Below are 22,936 nucleotides of genomic sequence, written 5' to 3'. Positions count from 1 at the left end.
CGGTGCACATGGGGTGTTGCGTGTGGGGAACCGCTGGCCGCCCCACGTTGTTGAAAGCCGTGCGGCGGTTGAGGGGAAGAGTGGCACCGGAGCCGGTCGTATGTCAGGGGCGCATCAAGAGTTGGCTGGAATTAGTCCGTTGGCCGGTGTGGAACGTTCACTATGCGGAGCTTGGGGGGAGGGGGTGGCGGGGATCTCGGGCCGGGGCGCCCGCGCGGGGGTGGAGGGTCACCGTCAGCTCACCACGCTCTCCCGCCACGCCCGATGCAACCCCGCGAACGAGCCCGAACCCGCGATGAGTTCAGCGGGGCTGCCGTCCTCCACCACGCGGCCCTGTTCCATCACCAGTACCCGGTCCGCGATCTCCACCGTGGAGAGGCGGTGGGCGATCACCACCGCCGTGCGGCCGCGCAGCACCGTGTGCATCGCGCGCTGCACGGCCCGCTCGCCGGGGATGTCCAGGGAGCTGGTCGCCTCGTCGAGGATCAGGACCGCCGGGTCGGCGAGCAGGGCCCGGGCGAAGGCCACCAGCTGGCGCTGGCCCGCCGAGATCCGGCCACCCCGCTTGCGTACGTCCGTGTCGTAGCCGTCCGGCAGCGACGCGATGAAGTCGTGGGCGCCGATGGCCTCGGCGGCCTGTTCGATCTCCTCGCGGGTGGCGTCGGGGCGGCCGATCGCGATGTTCTCGGCGACGGTTCCGGAGAACAGGAACGCCTCCTGCGTCACCATGACGACCCCGCGCCGCAGCTCGGTCCCCGACAGTTCGCGCAGGTCGACGCCGTCCAGCAGGACGCGGCCCGCCGTGGGGTCGTAGAAGCGGGCGAGCAGCTTGGCCAGCGTGGACTTGCCCGCGCCGGTCGAGCCGACCACGGCGACGGTCTGCCCGGCGGGCAGCGTCAGATCGAAGCGGGGCAGGACCTCGCCGCCCGTGCGGTAGGCGAAGCGCACCCCGTCGAAGCGCACCTCGCGGCCCGGGTGGCCGGACTCGCGGACCGGCAGCGGCCGCGCGGCGGACGCCTCCGGCTCGGGCACGGCCGGGGTCTGGGCCAGCAGCCCCGCCACCTTCTCCAGGGAAGCGGCCGCCGACTGGTAGGAGTTGAGGAACATGCCGAGCCGGTCGATCGGGTCGTACAGCCGCCGCAGATACAGCACGGCCGCCGCGAGGACGCCGAGCGCGAGCCCGCCGTCCGCGACGCGGTGCGCGCCCCACAGGACGATGGCGGCGACGGCGACGTTGGCGACCAGCCGCGAGCCGACGACGTAGCGGGCCATCTCCAGCATGGCGTCGCCGTTGCTCCGCTCGTGCCGGCGGTTGAGGACGGCGAACTCCGCGTCGTTGGCCCGCTCCCTGCGGAAGGCCCGCACCGGCCGGATGCCGTTCACCGTCTCCGCGAACTTCACGATGACGCCGGCGATCGCGGTCGAGCGGTTGCGGAACATCGCCCCGGCCCGCCGCTGATAGAGGCGTACGAGGAGGTAGAGCGGCACGAAGGACGCCACCGCCAGCGCGCCGAGGCCCAGATCGAGCCAGAGCAGCATCGCCGAGATGTAGACGAACGACAGCAGGACGGTGATCAGTTCCTGGAGTCCCTCGCTGAGCAGCTCGCGCAGCGACTCCACGTCGGTGGTGGAGCGGGAGATCAGCCGCCCCGAGGTGTACCGCTCGTGGAAGTCGACGCTGAGCGCCTGCGCGTGCCGGAAGATGCGGCCGCGCAGATCGAGCAGCACGTCCTGGTTGACGCGCGCGGAGGCGACGATGAACGCGTACTGGAGGGCGCCCGACGCGCCCGCGCAGAGCAGATAGCCGACGGCGATCGCGATCAGCGGGCCGTAGTCGTCGGCGCGCACGGCGGGTACGCCGCGGTCGATGGCGTACGCGACGAGCAGCGGGCCCGCCTGCACGACGGCCTGCTGTACGAGCAGCAGGACGGCGGCGAGGGCGACGCGGGCGCGCAGCGGGGAGAGCAGCGAGCGCAGGAGGGCGCGGGTGGCGCCGGGCGGCGTGGGCAGGTCGTCCTTGTCGAAGGGGTCGTCCTCCGCGACGGCCGGCTTGTCCGGTACGGGGGGTTCCGTGCGGCTGTCCGCGGGCGGGGTGAGGTCGTGCGCCGCCCGCGGCCGATCCGGCTCCCGCTCCGGCTCGGGCCCCGTGCTCCGTGGCGTGGACGTCGACGAGGTGGTCATCGGGCAGCCTCCTCGGCAGCGTGGTCGGCGCGGTTCCCGGTCTCGGCGCCCGACATCAGCCAGGCGTACTCCGCGTTCTCCCGCAGCAGTTCCTGGTGCGTGCCGACGGCGGCGACGCGTCCGCCGGACAGCAGGGCGACGCGGTCGGCGAGCTGCACCGTGGAGGGGCGGTGGGCGACGATCAGCGCGGTCGTGTCCGCGAGGACCCGCCGCAGCGCCGCCTCCACCAGCGCCTCCGTATGGACGTCCAGCGCGGAGAGCGGGTCGTCGAGGACCAGGAAGCGGGGGCGGCCCACCACCGCGCGGGCCAGGGCGAGGCGCTGGCGCTGGCCGCCGGACAGGCTCAGGCCCTGCTCGCCGACCTGGGTGGCGGTGCCCTGCGGCAGGCCGTGTACGAAGTCGGCCTGCGCCACGTCCAGGGCGCGGGCCAACTCGGCGTCCCCGGCGCTCTCCTCGGCACCCATCAGGACGTTCTCACCGACCGTCGCGGAGAACAGCGTCGGCTCCTCGAAGGCGACGGCCACCAGCGTGCGCAGCCGCTCGCGGTCCATCGCCGTGATGTCGACGCCGTCGAGGGTGATGCTCCCGCCGGTCACCTCGTGCAGCCTCGGCACCAGCGCGGTGAGCGTCGTCTTGCCGCTGCCGGTCGCGCCCACGAGGGCCATGGTCTCGCCGGGCCGGATGTGCAGGTCCACGTGGGCGAGGACCGGTGGCGCGTCCGGCGGGGCGTCGGGATACCGGAACTCGACGTCACGGAACCGCAGTCCACCGTCCCCACCGCCGGTGTCGCCGCCGTGGCGCCCGTCGCGCCCCTCGGCAGACGTCACCGCGTCGTCCTCCACCTCCGCGTCCATCACCTCGAAGTACCGCTCCGTGGCCGTCGCCGACTCCTGGCTCATCGCGAGCAGGAAGCCGATCGACTCCACCGGCCAGCGCAGCGCCAGCGCCGTCGACAGGAAGGCGACGAGCGTGCCCGCGGACAGGTCGCCGTCCGCGACCCGCACCGTGCCGAGGACGAGCGCCGCCCCGATCGCCGCCTCGGGGAGCGCCATGATGACCGCGTAGATCGCCGCGAGGATCCGCGCCTTGGCCAGCTCCGTGCCCCGCAGGGTGTGCGACAGCTCGCGGAAGGCCCGCGCCTGGCTGCGATGGCGGCCGAAGCCCTTGATGATGCGGATGCCGAGCACGCTCTCCTCGACGACCGTCGTCAGATCGCCGACCTGGTCCTGGGCCCGCCGCGCCACGGCGGTGTACCGCCCCTCGTAGTACGCGCACACGATCACCATCGGCGCCACGGGCGCGAGCAGCACGAGCCCGAGCGTGAAGTCCTGGCCCAGCAGGATGATCACGCCCACCACGATCGTCGCTCCGTTGACCAGCAGGAACGTCAGCGGAAAGGCGAGGAACATCCGCAGCAGCGACAGGTCCGTCGTGCCGCGCGAGAGCAACTGCCCCGACGCCCACCGGTCGTGGAAGGCGACGGGGAGCCGCTGGAGGTGGCGGAAGAGGTCCGCCCGCATCGACGCCTCCACGCCCGCCAGCGGCCGGGCGACGAGCCACCGCCGCAGCCCGAAGAGCAGGGCCTCCGCGAGGCCGAGCACCAGCAGCGCGAGCGCCCCGAGCCACACCCCCGCCTCGTCCCCCTCGGCCACCGGGCCGTCCACCATCCACTTCAGTACGAGGGGGAAGACAAGCCCCGTACAGGAGGCGATCACCGCGACGAACGCCGCGGTGATCAGGCGAGTTCGGACCGGGCGCACGTACGGCCACAGCCGCAGCAGCGTCCGGACGGTGGACCGCCCCTCGGCGGGTGCGTCGGCGGGCCCCTCGGCGGGCGCATCTGATTTCGACATCAGGAGCGAGCCTACGGATGACCACTGACAGCGCCCACCGAGTTTCGGAGGCATCCCGGGCTGAGGGCCCGCAATCTGCCAATACCGATCAGGCGGCTTCCCACAGCGCGGGCGTACCGGCCGGCTCCCAGCCGACCTGCGCCTGATGCGCCTGCAAGCAGCGATACGTGGAGCCGCCGTACGTCACGGAGTCACCGGCCGCGTAAACCTGGCCGGGGGCCCACGTATCGCCGGGCTCGGGCTCACCGGGCCCGGGGTCGCCCCCACCCCCGGTAGTCCTGAGCGTCAGGCCGAACTGCTGAAGCAGCGGATTGATCGGCTGGTGGAACGTCGTACCGCCACTGCGGCAGTTGCCCGACCCGCCCGAGGTGACGCCCTGCGCCTGGCTCCCGGAGATGTAGGAGCCGCCCGAGTCACCGGGCTCCGCGCAGACCGTGGTCCTGGTCACGCCGCTGATGGTGCCCTCGGGGTAGGTGACGCTGGTGTTGTGCTGCGAGATGGTGCCGCAGTGCCACCCCGTCGTGGAGCCAGACCGGCAGATCGACGCACCCACCGGGGACTGTGTGGAGCCCCCGACGCCGACCCGCTGGCCGCCCGGACCCTTCACGTACAGGGTGGCGGTCCACTGCGTGTTCGTGGCGACCCAGGCCATGTCCCTGCCGGGGAAGATCGACCCCTGGAACGTGCCCTGGGCCACCCGGTTGTAGCCGGTGGTCGCCGTGCCCACGCGCCCGCAGTGCCCCGCCGTGGCGAAGCCCTGCTGCGCGCCCTTGGTGACGGGGAAGCCGATGGAGCAGCGGCCGCCTCCCATGTAGTACGCGTCACCGCCCACGAGGTCGTACAGCGGGCGGGGCCGTTCCCGGGTCCTCTCCACCTGTACGAGGGAGGAGTCCACGCCCGCCGCCGAGACGAGGGACCTCGCGGCGCCGGTCTTCACCGCGCGCACCACGACCGTGTTGGAGCGCACGTCGACGTACCAGACGGGTGCGTCGCGCGTCGCCTCCTGCTTCGCCGCCCGGTCCAGCCCGGCCTTCGCCGCGTCCAGTTGGGCGAGCGAGTACGGCACGACCCGCGCCCGCGCGCCGCGCGCCTCGATGAGGGGGATGTCGGCGGCGTCGGTGGTGGCCACGGTGAGCTTGTGGGAGGTGGCGCCGTGCACCCAGGCGCCCGCGAAGTCACGGCCGAGCGCGTTCCGCAGGGCTCCCGCGTCGGCGCCGGCCTCGGCCTCGTTGACCAAACGGGCCTTGGCCTGCGCCGACGTGAGGCCGAGGTCGCGCTGCATCGCCTTCAAGACTCCGGGAGAGGTCTTGCCGACGGCGGCGCTCTCGGCGGGGGAGGGGAACGGGGAAGCGACGGGCTCGGCCTGCGCGAAGGCGCTGCCGGGCAGCCCGGCGAACACCAGCGCGCCGGCCGCGACGGCGACGGCGGCGCGGGTCGCGGCGGCACGTCTGTGGGGTATGGGGAGCATGTGGGGGTCTCCTCGGGGGGAGAGGGGGTGAGCGGGGATTCGCCCACACCGTAGGGCCCTCAACAGCACGCCAGTACACGTCGGTTGACCCCCGTACCCCGTGTTATGGAAGCCGTGGCCAGGCCCCCGCGTCCCTCGTCAAGCGCTGTCAGGAGAGGCCCCCGCGCCCCGCGTCGCCGAAGGTGCCGCCAGCCACGCCGTGTAGCTCTCGCTGCGGGCCGCCGCCTCGGCGTGGGCCGTGCGGGCCTGATTGAAGACCGCCGCCGCCGTGTCGCGGGCCGGGGCCGCCGGGTGCCAGCCGAGCACATGACGCCAGTACAGCGGCGTCCCCGCCAGGGGCCTGGTCACCAGGCCCGGAGTCGGCGGGAAAGTCGCCCGGCACAGGCCCACCGCCCGCCCCACCTGCACCAGATGGACGCAGGAGGCGACATCCGTCTCGTACACCCGAGCGGGAGTGAACCCCGCACGCGCACACGCCGCGGTGAAGCAGTCCCCGAAACAGCCGTCCCCCGGCACGTCCGTCCACGCCTCGCCCGCCAGCAGCGCCAGCTCGATCTCCTGGCGGCCCGCCAGCGGATGGCCGGTCGGCAGCATGACGAACACGGGGTCACGGCCCACCTCCCGCCACACCAGCAGCCCGCTCTCCGGCGGCGCGCTCGCCCCGCACGTCCCCACCAGCGCGAAGTCAAGGCGCCCGGCCGCCGTGCGTGCCGCGATGTCCCGCTCCGACCAGGAGGTGTGGGTCGACACCGGCACCCCCGGATGCGCGGCGGCGAGCCGGTCCACCAGCGCGCCGAGCAGCGGCCCGTGCGTCCCGCCGAGCCGGAACCCCGCGCCGCCCTCCCAGGCCCCCGCGAACCGCCGCGCCTCCTCCCGCAGCCCGCTCACCGCGGGCAGCACGACCCGGGCCCGCGCCAGCACGAACTCACCGAGCGCGGTGGCCCGCACCCCGTGCCGCCCCCGCTCGAACAACTCCCCGCCGAGAACCCGCTCGATCCGCTTCAACTGCGCGCTCAGAGCGGGCTGGGCGAGCCCGAGCGCGGTGGCCGCCTTGGTGAGGCTGCCCGCGTCGGCGATCGCCCGGATCGTCTTCAGGTGCCGCAACTCCAGGTCCATACGGCGAGCTTGGGGCGCGACGCAGGCCGGGGCAATACGTAGGTCCAGACCACGCGCGTCAGGCGTCGCGGACCCGCAACAGCAACACCGCACGCCCCGCCACCGTCACCGCGCCCCCCGCCGGATGCACGGTTCCGGGCGGCTCCCCCTGCTCCTCCAGCGCGGTGTCCACGACGACCTCGTACGACTCGGCCCACGGCGGTCCCGGCAGCACGAAGCGCGCCGGACGGTCCGCCGCGTGCAGGACCGCGAGGAAGCTGTCGTCGACCACCTGCGCCCCCCGGGCGTCACGGCCCGGTATGTCACGCCCGGAGAGGTACATCCCGAGCGTCGCCGCGGGCGCGTACCAGTCGGCCTCCGTCATCTCCGTGCCGCGCTCCGTGAACCACGCCAGATCCCGCAGCCCGTCCGCCGAGTGCGCGCGCCCCGAGAAGAACGCCCGCCGCCGCAGGACGGGGTGCCGGTGCCGCAGCTCTATCAGGCGTGACGTCAGCGCGAACAGCTCACGCCAGCCCGGCTCCTCCCGCAGCCCCCAGTCGACCCAGCTGACCTCGTTGTCCTGGCAGTACGCGTTGTTCGAGCCGCGCTGCGTGCGCCCCATCTCGTCCCCCGCGACGAACATCGGCACACCCGTCGACAGCAGCAGCGTCGTCATGAGGTTGCGCAGCTGCCGGCGCCGCAGCGCCGCGATGTCCGCGTCGTCCGTCTCGCCCTCGGCCCCGCAGTTCCAGGAGCGGTTGTCGTCCGAGCCGTCCCGGTTCCCCTCGCCGTTGGCCTCGTTGTGCTTGCGCTCGTACGACACGAGGTCCCGCAGCGTGAAACCGTCGTGCGCGGTCACGAAGTTCACCGACGCGTACGGCCTGCGCCCGCCCCACGCGTACAGATCGCTGGACCCCGAGAGCCGGTACCCCAGATCCCGTACGTCCGGCAGCGCGCCCCGCCAGAAGTCCCGTACCGCGCCCCGGTAGCGGTCGTTCCACTCCGTCCACAGCGGCGGGAACGCCCCCACCTGATAGCCGCCCGACCCCACGTCCCACGGCTCCGCGATCAGCTTCACGCGCCGCAGCACCGGATCCTGCGCGATCACCGCGAGGAACGGCGAGAGCATGTCGACATCGTGGAAGGAGCGCGCGAGCGCCGCCGCCAGATCGAAGCGGAAGCCGTCCACGCCCATCTCCGTCACCCAGTACCGCAGCGAGTCCGTGATCAGGCGCAGCACGTGCGGCTGGACGACCTGGAGCGTGTTCCCGCAGCCCGTGTAGTCCGCGTACCGCCGCGCGTCCCCCGGCTGCAACCGGTAGTAGCCGCGGTTGTCGATGCCCTTGAGCGACAGCATCGGGCCCAGCTCACCGGCCTCCGCCGTGTGGTTGTAGACCACGTCGAGGATCACCTCGATCCCGGCCTCGTGCAGCGCCCGCACCATCCGCTTGAACTCGCCGACCTGCTGACCCGTCGTACCCGACGCCGCGTACGCCGCGTGCGGGGCGAAGTAGCCGATCGAGTTGTACCCCCAGTAGTTCTTGAGCCCCCGCCGCAGCAGATGGTCCTCGTGCGCGAACTGGTGCACCGGCAGCAGCTCGACCGCCGTCACCCCAAGACGTACGAGGTGATCCAGCGCGGCGGGGTGCGCGAGACCCGCGTACGTGCCCCGCAGCTCCCGCGGAACCCCCGGATGCAGCTTGGTGAAGCCCCGCACGTGCAGCTCGTAGATGACCGAGTCCGCCCACGGCGTCTTCGGCCGCCGGTCGTCGGCCCACTCGTCGTCCGGCGCGTCGTCGTGCACGACCACGCCCTTGGGGACGTACGGCGCGGAGTCCCGGTCGTCGCGCACGGTGTCCGCCACGTGCTGCTGGGGCCAGTCGCGCACATGGCCGTACACCTCGGCGGGCAGCGCGAAATCGCCGTCCACCGCTCGCGCGTACGGATCGAGGAGCAGCTTCGCCGGGTTCCAGCGGGCGCCCGTCCACGGATCCCAGCGGCCGTGCACGCGATAGCCGTACCGCCGGCCGGGCCGCACGCCCGGCACGAAACCGTGCCAGATCTCGTGCGTCAGCTCGGTCAGGGGACAGCGCGTCTCACCGCCCCGGTCGTCGAACAGGCACAGCTCCACCGACTCCGCCCCGCCCGCCCACAGCGCGAAGTTGGTCCCCGCCACCCCGTCGGGACCGACCCTGAAGCGCGCCCCGAGCGGCGTCGGCGCCCCCGGCCACACCGGCCGCGTCGGCACCACGCGGCCCGCGGGCCTCCTGCTCCCGTTCACCGCGGGGGCCGGCCGCTCGGGCGCGGCGCGCCCCTTCGCCCGTGCCTCCCGCACTGCCCCTTGCTCGGATGCGCTCGACACCTGTCAGCCTCCCGCGGCTCTGTCGGCCGACGCGCGAAAAAGGGCGTACGGCGTCCCGGCCGCGGCTCCCCCTGCGTCGTCCTCCCCACTAGTTCTGCCCAGCGCGCGCGTCGCACTCACGTTTCCCCGGGCCGGGACGGTCGTTGGGTCCCACGTGAGACAGGTTGCGAGGCGCGCACGGCGCGCAGGGGCCGCGCTGGCCGCGGCAGTGACATGGGCCGGCCTGCTGGCCGGGGCGGCGGGCTGCACCGGCGCCGGCCTCGACGGAGTCCTCGGGAAACCGCGCTCACCCGCGGACGCGATCCGGGTGACCCCCGACGACGGGAGCAAAGGCGTCAAGCCCGACGAACGGCTGGAGGTGAAGGTCCCCGGCGGCCGACTGGAGTCGGTCGAGGTGGTCCGGACGCAGGACGCGCAGCAGTTCGATGTGCCCGGCCGCATCGACGAGGACGGCATGACCTGGCGCCCCCTGGACAAGGGCCCGCTCGCCGTCGCCGCCACCTACAAGGTCGACGCCGTCGCCCTGGACGGCCACGGCCGCCGCACCGCCCGGCATACGACCTTCCGGACGGAGGTCCCCGACAAGCGCTTCGTCGCCTACGTGGCGCCCGAGAACCGCTCCACGGTCGGCACCGGCATGATCATCTCCCTGGAGTTCAACCAGGAGGTGAAGAACCGCGCGGCGGTGCAGCGCGCCATCGAGATCACCGCCCGCCCGGCCGTCGACATCCGCCCGCACTGGTTCGGCAGCACCCGCGTGGACTTCCGCCCCGAGAAGTACTGGAAGCCCGGCACGAAGGTCACCGTCGGACTGCGGCTGCGCGACGTCGAGGCCGCGCCCGGCGTCTTCGGCCTCCAGGACAAGACCTTCGCGTTCACCGTCGGCCGCAACCAGGAGTCGCTGGTCGACGCCGCCGACCACACCATGGAGGTACGCCGCGACGGCGAGCTGATCTCCACCGTGCCGATCACCGCGGGAGCCCCCAAGACCACCACGTACAACGGGAAGATGGTGGTGACGGAGATGCTCGAAGTGACCCGCATGAACAGCCGCACGGTCGGCTTCGGCGGCGAGTACGACATCCCCGACGTGCCGCACGCCATCCGCCTGACGACCTCCGGCACCTTCCTGCACGGCAACTACTGGGCCCCGGACGCCCCCGGCAACACGAATGTCAGCCATGGTTGCGTGGGCCTGCGCGATGTGAAGGGCGGCAGTTCCAAGACACCCGCGGGCTGGTTCTTCGACCGCACCCTCATCGGGGACGTCGTCGAAGTGGTCAACAGCGAGGACAAGAAAGTCGCTCCCGACAACGGCCTCGGCGGCTGGAACATGGGGTGGAAGGACTGGGTGAAGTCAGGGTGAAGAACGGCCGACCATGATCCATCCGCACCCCGCGGGCAGTTGGAACGGAACGGTGACATTGGCGGGGAGTCGCCGCCCGGATCCATATGGTTATCTATCGCTGGCGCGTGTCTGAAACGCGCAGGTGCACTGGGGTGCGGGCCTGGATCCAGGCCGTGCGAGGGGAGACACATCTTGAACGGGCGACCGATATCGGGGGCGTCGGTTGGCGTGCGCACGCGCACGCGGCGAAGGGGCGCGAGAGGGCTGACGGCGTTGCTGTCGGGAGCGGCACTGCTGGCGGTCGCGGCCTGCGGCGGCGGAGGCTCGGACGCGGGCGGGGACGGCAAGGGCAAGGCGGACAAGAACGCCCCGTCGGCGGCTGTCGTGACGATAGCCCCCAAGGACGGGGCGAAGTCGGTGGCCACCAGCGGGGCCCTGAAGATATCCGCCGACAAGGGCAAGCTCTCCGAGGTCAAGGTCGAGGACAGCAAGGGCAATCCCGTCCCCGGCAAGATCACCTCGGGTGGCGCGGGCTGGACGCCCGCGCACCACCTCGCGGCGGCCACCACGTACAAGGTCCACGCGGTGGCGAAGGACTCCGAGGGCCGCGCCTCGGCCAAGGACACCTCCTTCACCACCCTCACCCCGCAGAACACCTTCATCGGCCAGTTCACGCCGGAGGACGGCTCCAAGGTCGGCGTCGGAATGCCGTTCTCGGTGCGGTTCACCCGCGGCATCACCGACCCGAAGGCCGTCGAGAAGGCCATCGAGATCAAGACCGAGCCGTCCGTGCCGGTCGAGGGCCACTGGTTCGGCAACGACCGCATCGACTTCCGCCCGGAGAAGTACTGGAAGGCCGGCACCAAGGTCACCGTGAAGCTCAACCTCGACGGCGTCGAGGGCCGCCCGGGCGTCTACGGCAAGCAGTCCAAGACCCTGGACTTCACCATCGGCCGCAGCCAGGTCTCCACCGTCGACGCCAAGACGCACCAGATGAAGGTCGTCCGCGACGGCAAGCAGATCAAGAAGATCCCGATCACCGCGGGCGCGCCCGGCACGACCACGTACAACGGCCAGATGGTTATCAGCGAGAAGCTCCAGGTGACCCGGATGAACGGCGAGACCGTCGGCTTCGGCGGCGAGTACGACATCAAGGACGTCCCGCACGCGATGCGCCTGTCGACCTCCGGCACGTTCATCCACGGCAATTACTGGGCGGGCGGCGTCTTCGGCAACAGCAACGCCAGCCACGGCTGCATAGGCCTGAGCGACGTGCGCGGCGGCTACAGCAAGAAGACCCCCGCCGGCTGGTTCTTCAACAACTCGATGATCGGCGACGTCGTCGTGGTGAAGAACTCCGCGGACAAGAACATCCAGCCCGAGAACGGCTACAACGGCTGGAACATGTCGTGGGAGAAGTGGAAGGCGTAACGCCTCCCGAGGAGTGACCCGCGGGACCCGGCGCACTGTGACCAAGTGCACCGGGTCCCGCGGCGTTAACCCCCGCTAACGTGCCTGTCATGACTGCACACCTCGAAGTCGCCGACGGCGTCGGCACGATCCGACTCGACCGTCCTCCCATGAACGCCCTGGACATCGCCACCCAGGACCGCCTCAAGGAACTCGCCGCCGAGGCCACGCGCCGCGACGACGTGCGCGCCGTGGTGATCTCCGGCGGCGAGAAGGTGTTCGCGGCCGGCGCGGACATCAAGGAGATGCAGGCCATGGACCACGCGGCCATGATCACGCGCTCCGGGGCCCTCCAGGAGTCCTTCACCGCGGTGGCCCGCATCCCCAAGCCCGTCGTCGCCGCCATCAACGGCTACGCGCTCGGCGGCGGTTGCGAACTGGCCCTGTGCGCGGACTTCCGCATCGCCGCGGACAACGTCAAGCTCGGCCAGCCCGAGATCCTGCTGGGCCTCATCCCCGGCGCGGGCGGCACCCAGCGCCTCGCCCGCCTGGTCGGCCCGTCCAAGGCCAAGGACCTCATCTTCACCGGCCGCCAGGTGAAGGCGGAGGAGGCGCTCGCCATCGGCCTGGTGGACCGCGTCGTACCCGCCGCGGAGGTGTACGAGCAGGCGCACGCCTGGGCCGCGCGGCTCGCGCAGGGGCCGGCCATCGCGCTGCGCGCCGCCAAGGAGTCCATCGACGCGGGCCTGGAGACGGACCTCGACACGGGCCTGGCCATCGAGCGGACGTGGTTCGCGGGCCTGTTCGCCACGGAGGACCGGCAGCGGGGCATGCGAAGCTTCGTCGAGGAGGGTCCCGGCAAGGCGAAGTTCGTATGAACTCCCTTGCTGCCCGCTCCAGTTGAACGGACGTCAGCCGACGTCCTCCCCCGAAGGGGCGGTTTATCGGCGGCTTAAGAGAGCCTTAAACCTGCCCGGTACGAGGCTGTAAGCGATCACCTGTAAACGACAAGTCATCGCAGGTGAGAGCGGCTTCCCCGGCTCATTTCTGCCCCTGGCATATGCCTACCTCGCCCCCCGGAATGGATGGTTCCGGGGGGCTTATTCCTTCGGAACGGCCCCGGCGGGGGTTCTGGGCGGCCATGATGGGGGGCATGGCGGGGCTGGAGGGTTACGAACGGCCGCGGCGGCACGGGAGTGCGACCGCGGCGCGCTGGTCGCCGGCGGTAGAGGACGAACACGCGCTGAAGGCGCTCGAGTTGTTCGGCAATCCGACGGACGCGGAAGTTCCGCTGCCGTCGCGCCCGGAGTCCGCCGCCATCGCGCGCCGGCTCGCCCAGGTCGTCGTCCTGCGCCACTGGCACCTCTCCCCGAAGCTCACCGAGGACGTCGTCCTGCTCGTCTCCGAACTCGTCGGGAACGCCGTGCGGCACACCGGCGCCCGGGTCTTCGGCCTGCGCATGGACAAGCGGCGCGGCTGGATCCGCGTGGAGGTCCGCGATCCCTCGCGGGGTCTGCCCTGTCTGATGCCCGTGCGCGAGATGGACCTGAGCGGACGCGGCCTCTTCCTCGTCGACAAGCTCTCCGACCGCTGGGGCGTCGATCTGCTGCCGCGCGGCAAGACGACGTGGTTCGAGATGCGCGTCTCCGACCGCTGACATGCGAAAGCCCCCTGCGGCCGCGAGCGGGCGGGGGGCCTCCGTGGCGCGGCGTGGACGTATTTGGGGTGTGTCCACGGCCGCCGAGACGACCTGAGCCCGGGTCAATGGGGGTCGTGCTCCCGACTATGGCAGACGGGGGCTCAAGATCCAAAAGGCCCGTGGGGACATTCAGGGGCAAATGCTGACAGTTGTAGGGTGAATCCTTGGTGAGTTGCGCCACTTGCCTGGTAAAGGCTGGTTAAAGTGCGGCTGCGGCAGGCGATAAACAAGATCCGAAAAGTCCGGCGCTGTCGTCCGGGTGGGTTCGCAAGTCGGGTCAATGACCGTGAATCTCCCATAACGCCCCTTAAATGGTCGCGTGACTGAGCATGCGACGGACGCGGGAGCCCCCGACGGCGGGCGGCGGGGGGTGCTGCGGGCCGGGGCGGCGGTGACCGCCACGGGAATCGGAGCCGCACTCGGAGCCACGCTCGGGGGCGGGCTCCTCGCGGGATGCGGCAGCACGGGGTCCGGCAGCACGGGGTCCGGTGGTACGGGCTCCGGTGGTACGGGGTCCGGCGGAAGGGGCAACGGGCGTGCCACCGGCCCCGCACGCACCACCGACCCCGCGGGCAACGGCCCTCCCTCCTCCGGGGCGCCCTCGCCAGGACCCGCGCCCCGCCGCTTCCCCGGCCTGCCCGAACAGATCACCCACGGCCCCCGCGACCGCCCCCGGGTCGCCCTCACCTTCCACGGGCAGGGCGACCCCGCCACCGCCGAGGCGCTGCTCACCGAGGCGGAGAAGGCGGGCGCCAAGGTCACCGTGCTCGCCGTCGGCGGCTGGCTCGACGAACACCCCGGCCTCGCCCGCCGCATCCTGGACGGCGGCCACGACCTCGGCAACCACACCCTGCGCCACCTCGACATCAACGACATGTCCGAGGCCGACGCCTATGCCGAGATCACCGGCTGCGCGGACCGCCTGCGGCGCCTCACCGGCTCCGTCGGCACCTGGTTCCGCCCCTCGCGCGCCCGCACCGCGACCCCGCTCGTCACCCGCCTCGCCCACCGCGCGGGGTACCCGCACGTCCTCTCGTACGACGTCGACTCCCTCGACTTCACCTCGCCGGGCGCCCCGGCCGTCACCCGCGCGATCGCCGCCGAGGTCCGCGCGGGATCCGTGGTGAGCCTGCACTTCGGGTACGCGGACACCGTCGCCGCGTTCCCCGACATCCTGCAAGAACTGGAACGCCGCGGCCTGCGCGCGGTGACGACCACGGAGCTGCTGACCTGATGTCCCGTACGCGACTGAACCTGACCAAGCGCGCCGCCGCCGCTCTCGCCGCCGGTGCCGTCCTCACCGCCCTCGCCGGCTGCGGCAGCGACAAGCGGTCCGACGAGGCCCTCGGCACCGAGGGCGTCCGCAAGCCCGCGAAGCCCAGGTCCGTCCCCGGGCTGCCCGGCATGCCGCCCGTCCTGGACCCCAAGGACGCCTACGCCGCGGACCGGCCGAACGCCCTGGCGCCCGTGGCCAAGAAGTTCCTGCCGCGCGTCTACGTCCCGAACACCGAGTCCGACACGGTGTCCGTCATCGACCCCAAGAAGTTCAAGGTCGTCGAGACCATCAAGGTCGGCGACCAGCCGCAGCACGTCGTGCCCTCCTGGGACATGAAGACCCTCTGGGTCAACAACGACCTCGGCGACAGCCTCACCGCCATCGACCCGGTCACCGGCGAGACGGGCCGCACCGTCGACGTGTCGGACCCGTACAACCTCTACTTCACGCCGAACGGCAAGCACGCCATCGTCATGGCCTCCATGGACCGCGAACTCGTCTTCCGCGACCCGAGGACCATGAACCGCGTCAAGACGGTCCCCGTCACCTGCGCGGGCGTCAACCACGCCGACTTCTCCATGGACGGCCGCTACTTCATCGTCTCCTGCGAGTTCTCCGGCGAACTCCTCAAGGTCGACACCGAGAAGATGAAGGTCGTCGGCCAGCAGAAGATCCCGTTCAAGGGCGCCATGCCGCAGGACGTGAAGATGTCACCGGACGGCAAGAGGTTCTACATCGCCGACATGATGGCGCACGGCATGTGGGTCCTGGACGGCAAGAAGTTCACGACGCCGAAGCTCCTGCGCACCGGCAAGGGCTGCCACGGCCTGTACGTCAGCCGCGACTCCAAGGAGATGTACATCTCCAACCGCGGCGAGGGCACCATCTCCGTCTTCGACTTCCCGAAGAACAGGCTCACCAAGAAGTGGAAGCTCCCGCAGGGCGGCAGCCCCGACATGGGTGGCGTCTCGGCGGACGGCAACACGCTGTGGCTCTCCGGGCGCTACGACTCCGAGGTGTACGCCATCGACACCCGCACAGGTGTCCAGCTGGCCCGCATTCCGGTGGGCAGCGGGCCGCACGGCCTCGCCGTCTACCCGCAGCCGGGCCGCTATTCCCTCGGACACACGGGTATCTTCCGTTGACAGATTGACTGTTGACGGTTGATCGATGCCGACACCGGGCACAAAAAGGGCAGTTCGCAAACCCCCCCGGCGTATCACTGCTCTCGGAGGCCGCCATGCTGCGTGGCATCGACGTCAGCTCCCATCAGTCCACATTCTCCACCGACGGCCTCTCCTTCGTGATCATAAAAGCGACGGAAGGCCGCTCGTACGTCAACCCGAAACTGACCTCCCAGACCAAGCTGGCGCGCGACGGCGGCTGCGTCGTCGGCTTCTACCACTTCCTGTGGCCGGGCAACATCACGGCCCAGGCGGAGTACTTCGTCAGCAAGGCCCCCGAGGAGACGGGGGAGCTGCTGGCGGTGGACTGGGAGTGGACGGGCGATCACACGCGCGCCACCAACGGCGAGAAGGACCGCTTCATCCGTGAGGTGAAGCGGCTCCGCCCGGACCATAAGGTGCTTTTGTACTGCAACCGGGACTTCTGGCTCAACCACGATTCGACGTCCTACGCGGGTGACGGCCTGTGGATCGCCGACTACGTGACCAAGGGGGAACCCCGCATCCAGGCGGAGTGGAAGATCCACCAGTACACGTCGTCGCCGATCGACAAGAACGTCGCCTGTTTCGAGAGCGAGGACGCGATGCGGGAGTGGGCGTCGCCCTAGTCACCCGTCCCGGGCTGCCCCCTCGGCGCGTCAGGCGCGCCAGTCGGCCGTGCGTTCCGGCGTGGCCGCCGCGAGGGCCTTGCGGATCTCCTCGACGCCGCCGCGGTTGCCGTATACGGGAGTTCCGGGCTGCTGGCGCCACGACTCGTCCTGGCCGCCGTTGTCGACGGTGTCGAAGCCGAGTTCGTCGATGAGGTCGCGTACGACCTTCTTGGCGGTCTCGTCGTCGCCGGACACCGGCAGGGCCACGCGGCCCGGGGCGCCCTTGGGCTGCGGCTTGTCGAGGATGTCGTCGGCGTATGTGCCGTTGAACGCCTTGATGACGGGGTGGCCGATCTGCCGCTCCGTCCAACGGCTCTCGGGCAGGCCGTCCTCGATCTCGGCGATCCTGCCGTCGCGCTGCTGCGGGTAGTAGTTGCCGGTGTCGATGACGGCGACGTCATCGGCCGCCCCGTCGAGGAAGCCCTTGGGCAGGTCGGGCACGGCCTTGAGCGGGATCGTCACGACGACGACCTGCGCGCCGCGGGCGGCCTCCTCGACGGGGACGGGCGTCGCGCCGGTCTCCTCGGCGAGGGCGGTCAGGGTGTGCGGGCCACGGGAGTTCGCGACGGAGACGTCGTGGCCGAGGGCGGTGAGGCGGCGGGTGAGGTTGCCGCCGATGTTGCCCGCCCCGATGATGCCGATCTTCATGACTGCCCTTTCGAAGGTCCGTACGGTCGTAACGGAGGTAACCTCCGGAACCGCCCGGGGTATTCCGGGCCCGCCGAACAAATCCGATCGGATCGCCGTTCGACCGCACGGCTGGGCCTCAGACCTTCACGACGATCTTCCCCACGTGGTCGTTCCTCTCCATCAGGCGGTGCGCGTCCCGGATGCGGTCCAGGCCCTCGAAGACCTCGGCGACCGCCGGGCGGAACGTGCCGTCCCGCAGGCCCGACGCGATGAACACGCCCGCGCGGCGCACCCCGCCGGGGGTCGAATCGAAGTGTCCGTTGGCATAACCCCGCACGGTGACCGGCCAGTTGAGCGGCATCAGCATGGGCCGCTGGTCCAGAAAGCCGTACGGCACGACCGTCCCGTCGGTCGTCGCCGCGCGGGACAGCTCCGCGAGGCCGGGGCCGCCCACCGCGTCGAAGATCAGCTCGGCGCCCTTGCCGTCGGTGAAGCGCCGGACCTCCTCGACGACGTCCTCCGTGTTCGATGCGATGACCAGCGCGGCCCCGTGACCGAGGAGCTGCTGCCGCTTCCCGCCGCCGCGGGTGACCGCGATCGGGACCGCGCCGATCCGCGCCGCGGTCTGGAGCGCGGCGACCCCGACCCCGCTCGACGCGGCGCTGATCACGACGTGGTCGCCGGGCCGCAGCCCGCCGGTCTCCAGCATTCCGCCGTACGCCGTCGAGTACGCGAGCCAGGTCGCCGCCGCCGTCACCGCGTCGAGCCCGGCGGGCCGCGCCAGCACGGAGGCGGCCGGCAGGACGACGCGGTCGGCGTAGACGCCCTGGGCGCCCATCTCGATCCCGGGGCCCGTCAGGACGGCGTCGCCGGGGGAGTGGGCGTGGACCCCCTCGCCGACCGCCTCGACGATGCCGGACGCCTCGTAGCCGAGCCGTGAGGCGGGCAGGCGCGGCGGGTAGTAGTAGGTGCCGGAGCGGAACAGGGCCTCGGCGCGGTTGAGGCCCAACGCCTCGACACGGACGAGGACTTCGCCGGGGCCGGGGGCGGGCAGGGGAACCTCTTCGATGCGCAGGACCTCGGGGCCGCCGACCTCGTCGAACAGGACGGTACGCGCGGTGTTCGTCGTCATGTCCCCGACGCTAGGCGGACGGTGAAGGGCGGAACATGCCCGCCGATCTTGCCTCTATGTCCCATCGTCTCATCGTCTCGGGGCCCGCGGGCGGGGGTTACGGTGCCTCCATGGACGTACTCAGCGACGCGATAGCGGTCATGCGTACCGGTCGGCCGCACTCCGCGCGGACGGAGAAGCACGCTCCGTGGGGCCTGCGGTTCCACAGCGAGGGGAGGTCGGGTTTCCACGCGCTGCTCGAGGGGTCCGCGTGGCTCGTGCCGGCGGACGAGAGCGCTCCGCCCGTGCGGCTGGCCCCCGGTGACCTGGTCTTCATCGCGCACCGCGGCGGGCACGCGCTGGTCGGCGAGCCGGGCATGCCGGTCGAGGACGTCTCGCTGCTCCCCGACGGCACCTGGCCGCGGGCCCCCGAGCCCGACCCGGGGGACGGACGTCCGCCGTCCGCCGTGATGATCTGCGGCGCGTATCTGCTGGACGAGGGCCGCAGCCATCCGCTCCTTTCCGAGCTGCCGGACGTCGTGCACCTGCCCGCGAGCGACGCCGGGAACGGTGGGCTGCGGGCCGTGCTCGACCTGCTGGGCGACGAGTTGGCCCGGCCGCGTCCCGGATCCGACACGATCGTCACCTCGCTTCTGGACACGCTGCTGCTTCTGATCCTGCGCACGTGGTGGCTGCGGGTGCGGGGTGGTGAGGGTGAGCCGACCGGCTGGGCCGCGGCGCTCGCTGACCCGGCGGTCGCGGCCGCGCTGCGCGCCATCCACAGCGATCCGGCACACCCCTGGACGGTCGAGGAGCTGGGTGCGCTCTCCCATCTGTCGCGTGCGCCGTTCGCGCGCCGGTTCACCGCTTCGGTGGGCAGGCCGCCGCTCGCGTACCTCACGTGGTGGCGGATGACCTCGGCCGCGGGCTGGCTGCGCGAGCCGGACGGTGCTCCGCTGCGGTCGGTGGCCGAACGTGCCGGATACGCGACGGAGTTCGCCTTCGCCAAGGCGTTCAAGCGGGAGTTCGGTCTCGCGCCGGGCCGGTACCGGAAGCTGCGCGCCGCCGGATGAGCGTCGTACGCAGGGCGAGGAACGCCAGCTGAGCGAACGGCGAGAGCAGGATGGTGAGGACGAGCAGCGGCCCCGTCACGACCGGGTGCACGCCGAGCCGTCGCGCCTGAAGGAATATCCACTGGCCGATGAGCAGGTCCCAGGCGATGACCTGCGCCCAGATCGCGCCCGCGCCGTTGGCGCGCGCGGTCAGTTCGCGGAAGCCGTCGATGTCGGGGCTGCTGACCGCGGCCCATATCTCGGGCAGGACCGGTCGCCATGGTGAGGTAGACGGCGAGGGTGCCGGTCATGCCGTGACCTCGAATTCCGTGGTGGAGGGGGTGGTTGGTCCGGCCGGGGTCCGCAGGGCCGCGCGGGTTCCCGCGGCCGTGGCGCCCGCGATCAGTGCCGTCAGGGTCGCGCCGTCCGGGTGGATCAGCGGCTGCCCGCGCACTGCCTGCCAGGTGACCAGGGCGAAGAGCGCCGCGTACGCCGCCGAGCCCACCAGGACGAGCCGCAGGCGTACGCGGTCGTCGGCGAGGCGGGCCACGCGCGGCGCGAGAGCCGTCAGCGCCATGAGCAGTAGCGGGAGCAGCTGGAGCGCGTGCATGCCGACGAAGTGGGGTATCCGCAGGTCGCCGCCGGTCGTCGACCAGCCGGTCAGGGGCATCGAGGGCCCGCCGTCCGGGACGCCGACGCTGTGCGCGCCGACCACCGGGGACTCGCCGCGCCGCTGGCCGGCCGCGGGCTGGGTCATCAGGAAGGCGATGGCGGCTCCGGCGAGTGCGATGGCGATGCCGCAGCGCATCGCCCAGGCGGCGGCGCGGTCGGTGATCCGGGCGCGCAGGAGGAGGACCGCGATGGCGACGGTGGCGAGCCAGAGGATGACGACGGTGATGGCCATCGCGTTGAACAGGGTCTCGTCGAACGGAGTCTGGTGGTTGAAGTGGCTGCGCTTCCCGCGCACCACCTGACCGGTGATGATCAGCATCTCGACGGCGCTGGTCGCTGCGACCACGGTCCCCGCCCACCATCCCGCCCGCCGGTCGCGGTCGAGCAGCGACAGCAGCCAGGCGAGCGAGAGTCCGTACGCGATGAACGAGAGCGCGAACTTCAGCGGCTTCGCCCAGATCGGCGCCCCCACCAGCATCCGGTCATCGACCACGAGGCCCACTGCGGAGATGACGGCCACGACGGCCATCGACGCGGAGAACAGCACCAGGGGGCGGTGCCACGAGCGCCATAAGGACATGGGTATCCCCTCGATTGGGTTCACTTCCACTCTTTGGTCGCGCAAACAGGATCCCGCCAGGGGCTCGATGAACCGGGGGGATCGATGGAGAGGAGCGGGAACAGGTCGTGCGTATAGGCGAGTTGAGCCGCAGGACCGGCGTGCCGGTGCCGACGATCAAGTACTACGTCCGTGAGGGGCTGCTGCCGCCGGGCGAACTGTCCAGCCCCAATCAGGCCCACTACGACGAGGTGCACGAGCGCAGGCTGCGGCTGATCCGCGCGCTCCTGGAGGTGGGAGGCCTGAAGGTGGCCGCGATCGCGGAGGTGCTGGGCGCCGTCGACGACCCGGACCGCCCGCTGCACAAGGTCCTCGGCGCGGCGGCGGACCGGCTCGGCGGGCAGGGCGTCGCCGGCGACGACGCCGAGGCGGCCCTCGCGAAGACCGCCGTCGAACAGCTGATCGCCCGGCGCGGCTGGCGCACCCATGAGTCGAACCCCGCCGCGGAGGACCTGTCACGGGCGCTGGCCGCCATGGGCCGCGTGGGACACGGGGCGTTCACGGAACTGCTCGACGACTACGCCGACGCAGCGGAACTCGTCGCCCGCGCCGACCTCGGTTACGTGGACCGGCGGGTGGCGGTCGAGGACCTGGTGGAGAGCGTGGTGATCGGCACGGTGCTCGGCGAGGTGGTGTTCAACGCGGTGCGGCGGCTCGCGCATGTGGATGCGTCGGCGCGGTTGTACGGGGCGGGCGGGGAGGACGAAGGGAGCGGCTGACCGGCACAGCGAAGGGGCCCGGCACACCACGTGCGCCGGGCCCCTCCCGCTCGGCCTACTTCTTCAGGCTCGCCCAGAACTCGTCGAACGACAGGCGCTTGTCCGCGTCGCTGTCCTTCGTGCCGATGACGGCCTCGGCCACCGTCTCGGTCATGTAGAAGTCGCCCATCTTGGCCATGGCGCTCTTCCACTCGGCCGCCGTGATGAAGCCGTCGCCGTCCGCGTCGAACTGGTCGAACGTCCTGCGCGCTTCCTCGATGTCCGCCACCGGATCCACCCCTTCTTGGTGCACTACTGACGGGGGTTAGGGTAACGGCCGTCCCCGGTACGCATCACAAGGAGTACGTCCATGGCCAGTGCCTCAGCCTCCCTCGGGGCGCTCCTGGACGCCGCCGCGCGGGGTGTGTTCCCGCCACCGGACGGCTCCACGACGGTCGTACCGCAGGCCGGCCACCGCGACGCGGGCGTGATCGCTTTCACGGCGCACTCCGTCGTCTTCACCGACGAGGACCCGGAGTGGGTGCGGTCCACGCTGGCCTCCCTCGACTGCGATCCGCTGGCGGCCACCATGAGCGCGCGCTTCCACAGCGCGTTCCTGGACCGCACCGGCCGTACGTCGGACACGATCGACCTGCTCACCGTCGCCGCGGCCAGCCCCGGCGCCCCCGATCCGCTTCTCGGACTGCGCGAACTGGACGACCCGGACCACCCGCGCGTCACCCGCGCCCGCAAGCGCCGTGACGACGTACGGGTGTGGGCGTCCACGGGCGGCGGCGTGCTGGTCATCGGCCGGGGCGTCGCGGGCCGCTGGGAGACGGCGATAGAGGTCGAGGAGAACACCCGCCACCGAGGCCTCGGCCGCGCCCTCGCGAGCGCGGCACGGCATCTCATACCGGAGGGGGACATGGTGTGGGCACAACAGTCACCGGGCAACGCACGCAGCGTCCGCGCCTTCCAGGCGGCGGGGTACCGCCCGGTGGGGTCGGAGGCCCTGTTCTTCGCACGGTGAGCGGCGGGGCGTGGCCCATGCCGGGCGAGTCACTCTTGGCTGCGGCGCCCGCTAGGCACGGCGGCCGCGTTCGAGCCGATCGGGGTCCGTGGCGTGGACCGGGTCGTCAGTCGGGCACGGCCGCGTTCGAACTGCGCGGGGTCTGGGGTGTTGGCTGCGCCCGGCGTCGGGCGTGACGTGTTGGAGCCTGCGGCCGGTCTGCCGCGTCGGCCGTCGGGCATGGCCTCATTCGAGCTGCGTGGGGTCTGGGGTGTCGGCTGTGTCCGGACTCGGGCGTGACGCGTTCGAGCTGCCCGGACTCTGTGGCGTCAGCGTGCCCTAACTCAGGCGTAACGCGATCCAGCCTGCCCGGGGTCCCTAATGTCGCTATGCCTTGAGCCAGCCGCAGCCCCGCTCAAGCCACCCGCGCCCGCGGCGTCCGCCACGCCGGTGGTCCGGCGCAGTCGCGGCCCCGCTCAAGCCGCCCGCGCCTGTGGCGTCCGCCACGCCGGTGGTCCGGCGCAGTCGCGGGCCCGCTCAAGCCGCCCGCGCCTGTGGCGTCCGCCACGCCGGTGGTCCGGCGCAGTCGCGGGCCCGCTCAAGCCGCCCGCGCCTGTGG

19 protein-coding genes and 1 pseudogene are annotated in these 22,936 nt (G+C 71.8%); 10 read left to right on the top strand and 10 right to left on the bottom strand.

What is annotated here, in order from left to right; all coding sequences use genetic code 11:
- Positions 1-234: 234 nt before the first annotated feature.
- From IG54_RS0132500 to glgX, 5 genes are all read right to left on the bottom strand, one after another.
- On the bottom strand, positions 235-2,181 hold the full coding sequence (locus tag IG54_RS0132500; RefSeq protein WP_078594767.1) for an ABC transporter ATP-binding protein: 1,947 nt from the start codon (positions 2,179-2,181) through the stop codon (positions 235-237).
- Entirely contained in the window at positions 2,178-4,034 is a 1,857-nt protein-coding gene (locus tag IG54_RS0132495) for an ABC transporter ATP-binding protein (RefSeq protein ID WP_037898167.1), read from the bottom strand. Before IG54_RS0132495 ends, IG54_RS0132500 begins: the two co-directional genes overlap by 4 nt.
- Positions 4,035-4,122: 88 nt before the next feature.
- Positions 4,123-5,502 (bottom strand): alpha-lytic protease prodomain-containing protein, encoded by a 1,380-nt coding sequence (locus IG54_RS0132490; protein ID WP_030793011.1) that lies wholly within the window; start codon positions 5,500-5,502, stop codon positions 4,123-4,125.
- Positions 5,503-5,640: 138 nt separating this feature from the next.
- Positions 5,641-6,618, bottom strand: a complete 978-nt coding sequence (locus IG54_RS0132485; protein WP_030793008.1) for a LysR family transcriptional regulator — start codon at positions 6,616-6,618, stop codon at positions 5,641-5,643.
- Between the two features lie 58 nt (positions 6,619-6,676).
- On the bottom strand, positions 6,677-8,959 hold the full coding sequence (gene glgX, locus IG54_RS0132480; RefSeq protein WP_030793005.1) for a glycogen debranching protein GlgX: 2,283 nt from the start codon (positions 8,957-8,959) through the stop codon (positions 6,677-6,679).
- Between the two features lie 208 nt (positions 8,960-9,167).
- On the opposite strand from glgX, the gene IG54_RS0132475 reads away from it, so the two are divergent.
- From IG54_RS0132475 to IG54_RS0132445, 7 genes are all read left to right on the top strand, one after another.
- Positions 9,168-10,325 carry a L,D-transpeptidase gene (locus tag IG54_RS0132475; protein ID WP_078594766.1) on the top strand — a complete coding sequence of 386 codons (1,158 nt, stop codon included), beginning with the start codon at positions 9,168-9,170 and terminating at the stop codon, positions 10,323-10,325.
- Positions 10,326-10,499: 174 nt separating this feature from the next.
- A complete protein-coding gene (locus IG54_RS0132470; protein WP_030792999.1) occupies positions 10,500-11,738 on the top strand; it encodes a L,D-transpeptidase in 1,239 nt (412 codons plus the stop codon).
- A gap of 89 nt (positions 11,739-11,827) precedes the next feature.
- Positions 11,828-12,595 carry an enoyl-CoA hydratase/isomerase family protein gene (locus tag IG54_RS0132465; RefSeq protein ID WP_030792996.1) on the top strand — a complete coding sequence of 256 codons (768 nt, stop codon included), beginning with the start codon at positions 11,828-11,830 and terminating at the stop codon, positions 12,593-12,595.
- A 275-nt stretch (positions 12,596-12,870) separates the two neighbouring features.
- Complete coding sequence (locus IG54_RS0132460; protein ID WP_030792993.1) at positions 12,871-13,374, top strand: ATP-binding protein; 504 nt, start codon at positions 12,871-12,873, stop codon at positions 13,372-13,374.
- Between the two features lie 361 nt (positions 13,375-13,735).
- The gene (locus IG54_RS0132455) at positions 13,736-14,650 is read left to right on the top strand and encodes a polysaccharide deacetylase family protein (RefSeq protein WP_234336435.1); all 915 of its coding nucleotides are present in this window, start codon (positions 13,736-13,738) and stop codon (positions 14,648-14,650) included.
- Positions 14,650-15,837, top strand: a complete 1,188-nt coding sequence (locus IG54_RS0132450; protein ID WP_030792986.1) for a YncE family protein — start codon at positions 14,650-14,652, stop codon at positions 15,835-15,837. Before IG54_RS0132455 ends, IG54_RS0132450 begins: the two co-directional genes overlap by 1 nt.
- A 95-nt stretch (positions 15,838-15,932) precedes the next feature.
- Positions 15,933-16,484 carry a glycoside hydrolase family 25 protein gene (locus IG54_RS0132445; protein ID WP_030792984.1) on the top strand — a complete coding sequence of 184 codons (552 nt, stop codon included), beginning with the start codon at positions 15,933-15,935 and terminating at the stop codon, positions 16,482-16,484.
- Between the two features lie 30 nt (positions 16,485-16,514).
- Here the strand turns inward: IG54_RS0132445 and IG54_RS0132440 are convergent, their stop codons facing one another.
- Both IG54_RS0132440 and IG54_RS0132435 read right to left on the bottom strand, forming a co-directional pair.
- Positions 16,515-17,174: an NADPH-dependent F420 reductase gene (locus IG54_RS0132440; RefSeq protein ID WP_030792981.1), complete on the bottom strand. Its 660-nt coding sequence runs from the start codon at positions 17,172-17,174 to the stop codon at positions 16,515-16,517.
- Between the two features lie 118 nt (positions 17,175-17,292).
- Positions 17,293-18,288: a zinc-dependent alcohol dehydrogenase family protein gene (locus IG54_RS0132435; RefSeq protein ID WP_030792977.1), complete on the bottom strand. Its 996-nt coding sequence runs from the start codon at positions 18,286-18,288 to the stop codon at positions 17,293-17,295.
- A gap of 110 nt (positions 18,289-18,398) precedes the next feature.
- Here IG54_RS0132435 and IG54_RS0132430 point away from each other — a divergent pair, with 110 nt between their 5' ends.
- Positions 18,399-19,340: an AraC family transcriptional regulator gene (locus IG54_RS0132430; RefSeq protein WP_030792974.1), complete on the top strand. Its 942-nt coding sequence runs from the start codon at positions 18,399-18,401 to the stop codon at positions 19,338-19,340.
- On the opposite strand, the pseudogene IG54_RS40835 reads toward IG54_RS0132430, so the two are convergent.
- Positions 19,282-19,618 (bottom strand): annotated as a pseudogene (locus tag IG54_RS40835) (abscisic acid-deficient protein Aba4 family protein); the annotation flags it as partial. The gene IG54_RS0132430 and the pseudogene IG54_RS40835 sit on opposite strands and share 59 nt — an antisense overlap.
- An 8-nt stretch (positions 19,619-19,626) precedes the next feature.
- Positions 19,627-20,571, bottom strand: a complete 945-nt coding sequence (locus IG54_RS0132425; protein WP_030792969.1) for a hypothetical protein — start codon at positions 20,569-20,571, stop codon at positions 19,627-19,629.
- A 107-nt stretch (positions 20,572-20,678) separates the two neighbouring features.
- On the opposite strand from IG54_RS0132425, the gene IG54_RS0132420 reads away from it, so the two are divergent.
- On the top strand, positions 20,679-21,329 hold the full coding sequence (locus IG54_RS0132420; RefSeq protein ID WP_037898165.1) for a MerR family transcriptional regulator: 651 nt from the start codon (positions 20,679-20,681) through the stop codon (positions 21,327-21,329).
- A gap of 55 nt (positions 21,330-21,384) precedes the next feature.
- Here the strand turns inward: IG54_RS0132420 and IG54_RS0132415 are convergent, their stop codons facing one another.
- Positions 21,385-21,597: an EF-hand domain-containing protein gene (locus tag IG54_RS0132415; protein ID WP_030792963.1), complete on the bottom strand. Its 213-nt coding sequence runs from the start codon at positions 21,595-21,597 to the stop codon at positions 21,385-21,387.
- An 81-nt stretch (positions 21,598-21,678) separates the two neighbouring features.
- On the opposite strand from IG54_RS0132415, the gene IG54_RS0132410 reads away from it, so the two are divergent.
- Positions 21,679-22,338, top strand: a complete 660-nt coding sequence (locus IG54_RS0132410) for a GNAT family N-acetyltransferase (protein WP_030792960.1) — start codon at positions 21,679-21,681, stop codon at positions 22,336-22,338.
- Positions 22,339-22,936: the final 598 nt, after the last annotated feature.

Origin of the sequence: Streptomyces sp. NRRL S-920 (assembly GCF_000717945.1) — a bacterium.
Lineage (GTDB): Bacteria > Actinomycetota > Actinomycetes > Streptomycetales > Streptomycetaceae > Streptomyces > Streptomyces alboniger.
The sequence above is the reverse complement of the archived record's forward strand: the minus strand, read 5'-3'. Positions and strand labels throughout refer to the sequence as shown.